Source organism: Pseudomonas sp. NPDC088885 (genome assembly GCF_044750025.1).
GTDB lineage: Bacteria > Pseudomonadota > Gammaproteobacteria > Pseudomonadales > Pseudomonadaceae > Aquipseudomonas > Aquipseudomonas rustica.
This window is the reverse complement of the sequence record NZ_JBIVJB010000177.1, coordinates 1-4,233: the sequence shown is the minus strand read 5'-3', so window position 1 is coordinate 4,233 and position 4,233 is coordinate 1. Positions and strand designations below refer to the sequence as shown.

Sequence of the window (4,233 nt, the reverse complement as noted above, 5' to 3'; positions counted from 1 at the left end):
CTACAGCAGCCTCATTTGCTGTCAAGTGATTATTTTCAGAAGCTTTCGAAGAATTCTTCAACAACTTCAACCACTTGCGCCTCAGATCTCTCGTCAGCGGGAGGCGAATTCTACAGCGTTACACGCTGCTGTCAACACCTCTTTTTCAACTTCCTTTTGGCTTCGATGAACTGAAGCAACCTGCTGCCGAAACCTACTTAACTCATTGAATCTCAAGAAGTTTTCCGTTTCGACTGCGCCGGAAGTGGGGCGAATTATAGACGTCTGGAATTTGCCGTCAACCGTTAATTTCGCTTTTCTTTCAATCACTTGCAGATTGGTTAAATAACGACCAAATGCACCTATATAAAGGAAGCAAACGTGATCCCTTCTATATAGAAGGGATCTTTAGAGCACCCCAGCCGCCTTCAGCTCAGCCACCGCACCCGCGCCCAAGCCCAGCACACCTTGAAGAACCTCCAGCGTATGCTCACCCAATAAAGGAGGGGCGCGCCGATACTCAACCGGTGTCTGCGACATGCGGATAGGGCTGGCCACTTGCGGCACCATCCCCGCCAGTGCGTGCGGCAGCTCTATCGCCAGACCACGCGCCTTCACCTGCGGATCCTCGAACACCTGCGACAGATCATTGATCGGCCCACAAGGCACGCCCGCCTGCTCCAGCTCGGCAACCCATTCGCCAGTCGTCTTGAACACAGTCGCCTGGCGAATCAACGGAATCAACACAGCCCGGTTCGCCACCCGCAGCTTATTAGTAGCGAAGCGCGGATCGTCAGCCCACTGCGGCTGCCCCGCCACTTCGGCAAACTTGCGGAACTGCCCGTCGTTACCCACGGTAAGAATGAAATCGCCGTCGGCCGTAGGAAAGTCCTGATAAGGCACGATGTTCGGATGCGCATTACCCAGACGCTTAGGCGCATTGCCCGTGGTCAGATAATTCATCGCCTGGTTCGCCAGACACGCAACCTGCACATCCAGCAACGCCATATCGATGTGTTGGCCGCCCCCGTCGTGATCGCGATGTGCCAACGCCGCAAGAATCGCCACCGTCGAATACAGACCGGTAAGAATATCCGTCAACGCCACACCGACCTTTACCGGCCCGGCACCCTCATCACCCTCGGGACGACCAGTCAGGCTCATCAGCCCGCCCAACCCCTGAATCATGAAGTCATAGCCAGCGCGCTTGGCATACGGCCCGGTCTGCCCGAACCCGGTGATCGAGCAATAGATCAGGTTCGGATTGATCGCCTTCAGCGATTCATAGTCCAGCCCATATGCCGCCAGACCACCGACCTTGAAGTTCTCGATGAGGATGTCGGACTTTGCCGCCAAGTCCCGCACCAGCTTCTGCCCCTCAGGACGCGTGAAGTCGATAGTCACCGATTGCTTGTTGCGGTTGGCCGACAGGTAATAGGCCGCTTCCGAGGTGTTCTCACCATAAGCGTCTTTAAGGAAGGGCGGCCCCCAGGCGCGCGTGTCGTCACCATTACCCGGGCGCTCAACCTTGATCACCTCGGCGCCAAGGTCGGCGAGGATTTGCCCGGCCCACGGCCCGGCCAACACTCGCGATAAATCCAGTACCCGCAGATGCGACAGCGCGCCCATGGTCGCTCTCCTATTAATAGAACGCCTGCAGACCGGTTTGCGCACGACCCAAAATCAGCGCGTGAACGTCATGAGTACCTTCATAGGTATTCACTACTTCCAGGTTGACCAGGTGACGGGCCACGCCGAATTCGTCGGAGATACCGTTGCCGCCCAACATGTCGCGCGCCATACGGGCGATGTCCAGCGACTTGCCGCAGGAGTTGCGCTTCATGATCGAAGTGATTTCGACCGCCGCAGTACCTTCATCTTTCATACGACCCAGACGCAGGCAGCCTTGCAGCGCCAACGTGATCTCGGTCTGCATGTCAGCGAGTTTCTTCTGGATCAATTGAGTAGCGGCCAATGGGCGACCGAACTGTTGACGATCCAGTGTGTACTGGCGAGCGGTGTGCCAGCAAAACTCGGCAGCGCCCAGTGCGCCCCAGGAAATGCCATAGCGCGCAGAGTTAAGGCAGGTGAACGGGCCTTTCAGACCGCGCACGTCCGGGAAGATGTTCTCTTCCGGCACGAACACGTTGTCCATGACGATCTCACCGGTAATCGATGCACGCAGGCCGACTTTGCCGTGAATCGCCGGAGCGCTCAGGCCTTTCCAGCCCTTCTCCAGTACGAAGCCACGGATGTCGCCGGCATCGTCCTTACCCCAGACCACGAAAACGTCGGCGATCGGGCTGTTAGTGATCCACATTTTCGCGCCGGTCAGGCTGTAGCCGCCTTCGACTTTGCGTGCACGGGTGATCATCGCGCCCGGGTCGGAACCGTGGTTCGGCTCGGTCAGGCCGAAGCAGCCGATCCATTCGCCGGACGCCAGTTTCGGCAGGTATTTCTGTTTCTGGGCTTCGGTACCGAATTCGTTGATCGGCACCATCACCAGCGAGGACTGCACGCTCATCATCGAGCGATAGCCGGAGTCGACCCGCTCCACTTCGCGAGCAATCAGGCCGTAGCTCACGTAGTTGAGGCCGCTGCCACCGTACTGCTCAGGGATGGTCGCGCCCAACAGGCCGACTTCGCCCATTTCGCGGAAGATCGCCGGATCAGTCTTCTCATGACGGAAAGCTTCAAGAACACGCGGCGCGAGCTTCTGCTGAGCGAACTGCTCGGCGGTGTCGCGGATCATGCGCTCTTCTTCGGTGAGCTGTTGATCCAGCAGCAGGGGATCGATCCAGTTGAAGCTAGCTTTACCGCCCATGAGTGTGTCCTCGTAAATCGGGTGAATTAACGTGGCATTGATCCTAGGCGCGGTTCGCCGTCGCGGCAAACGAGGATTTCGCATTCTGTTGTGCTAATTTCTCACTCCGAAACGTCGCGAAATGCCTTTTATGCGGCGCATTAGTGAGGTTGACGTACATGCGCAGGAAGATCCCCAGCACCACCGCCCTGATCAGCTTCGAAGCCGCCGCACGTCACGAAAGCTTTACCCGCGCCGCCGAAGAACTTTCCCTCACCCAGGGTGCCATTTGCCGACAGATCGCCAGCCTTGAGGAATTCCTCAGTGTGGAACTGTTCCGACGGTCGCGACGGGGAGTGAAACTGACCGAAGCAGGACTTTCCTACAGTCGTCGGGTCGCAACGCAACTCGATGCGGTTGAGCGCGACACCCTCTCAGTGATGGGCCAGCAAGGCACCAATGTGATCGAGTTGGCGGTGGTACCGACCTTCGGTACGCAATGGCTGCTGCCGCGCCTAAAGGATTTCCAGCTCAAGCACCCGGAAGTCACGGTCAACCTGACCAACCGCACGCGGCCCTTCCTGTTTGCCGACACTGAGTTCGATGCGGCGATCTACTTCGGCGATGCCGATTGGTCGGGTACCGAATCCCACAGACTGATGGGTGAAAATCCGATGCCGGTGTGCAGCCCCGCCCTACTCGGCAACAAGACGCTTCTGACAGCCGATGAAATTGCCGATCTGCCGCTGCTGCAACAAACCACTCGCCCTTATGCCTGGCGTCAGTGGTTCAACTCGCAACACATGAATATCCCCCGCGACATGACAGGTCCGCGCTACGAGCTATTCTCCATGCTCGCCCAAGCGGCCATGCACGACATGGGGATTGCGCTGATTCCACCGTTTCTGATTCAGCGGGAATTGGCGGAGAAACGCCTGGTAATTGCCAACCCGCAGGCACTCGCCAGCATCAAAGCCTATTACTTGATGATTCCCGAACGAAAGGTCGAATCGGCGTCTCTGAAGGCTTTTCGTGACTGGCTGGTAAATCAGGCACATTGCTACAGCCTTGAAGGCTAAAGGCTTTCAGCATTTGCTGACCTCGTAGTCAGAAAAACCAAAGCCCTACAGATATAACTATTTGTCGCATATGCACAGACTGTATCCGAAAGTCGTACAGACGTCCTACAAGCGCCTGCGGACGTGGCTTTGAGCCTCCATTCACGACGCATTGCGGCCTATTCACGTCACCGATGAGAAATTTTTCCATATTGCGCCAGAATCCTTGCAGGGCACGGCCTGTAAGGGATTCGACCGTGCATGTGCGACATTCGGTCACGGCATGACTTGTAGTTAATTTTCCGTCACCCGTCATAATCCCTTGAAGGGCATAAAGTTCGCCTGCAAAATGCCGCGCCCCGCCCTGATTTGGCGGGATCGTGCTGATCGGCC

Annotated in this window: 4 protein-coding genes; 1 reads left to right on the top strand and 3 read right to left on the bottom strand. The window is 57.1% G+C overall.

Translation table 11 applies throughout. The annotated features are described in order from the left end of the window. Positions 1–387: 387 nt before the first annotated feature. Positions 388–1,608 (bottom strand): CaiB/BaiF CoA transferase family protein, encoded by a 1,221-nt coding sequence (locus ACIP1X_RS27925; RefSeq protein WP_400755883.1) that lies wholly within the window; start codon positions 1,606–1,608, stop codon positions 388–390. 13 nt (positions 1,609–1,621) lie between these two features. Beyond that, positions 1,622–2,803, bottom strand: coding sequence for an acyl-CoA dehydrogenase (locus tag ACIP1X_RS27920; protein ID WP_159813315.1), 1,182 nt, complete (start codon positions 2,801–2,803; stop codon positions 1,622–1,624). A gap of 158 nt (positions 2,804–2,961) precedes the next feature. On the opposite strand from ACIP1X_RS27920, the gene ACIP1X_RS27915 reads away from it, so the two are divergent. Continuing rightward, complete coding sequence (locus tag ACIP1X_RS27915) at positions 2,962–3,861, top strand: LysR family transcriptional regulator (RefSeq protein ID WP_400755882.1); 900 nt, start codon at positions 2,962–2,964, stop codon at positions 3,859–3,861. A 28-nt stretch (positions 3,862–3,889) separates the two neighbouring features. Here the strand turns inward: ACIP1X_RS27915 and ACIP1X_RS27910 are convergent. Continuing rightward, positions 3,890–4,233 (bottom strand): hypothetical protein (locus ACIP1X_RS27910; RefSeq protein WP_400755881.1); only part of this gene is annotated, 344 nt, incomplete at its 5' end.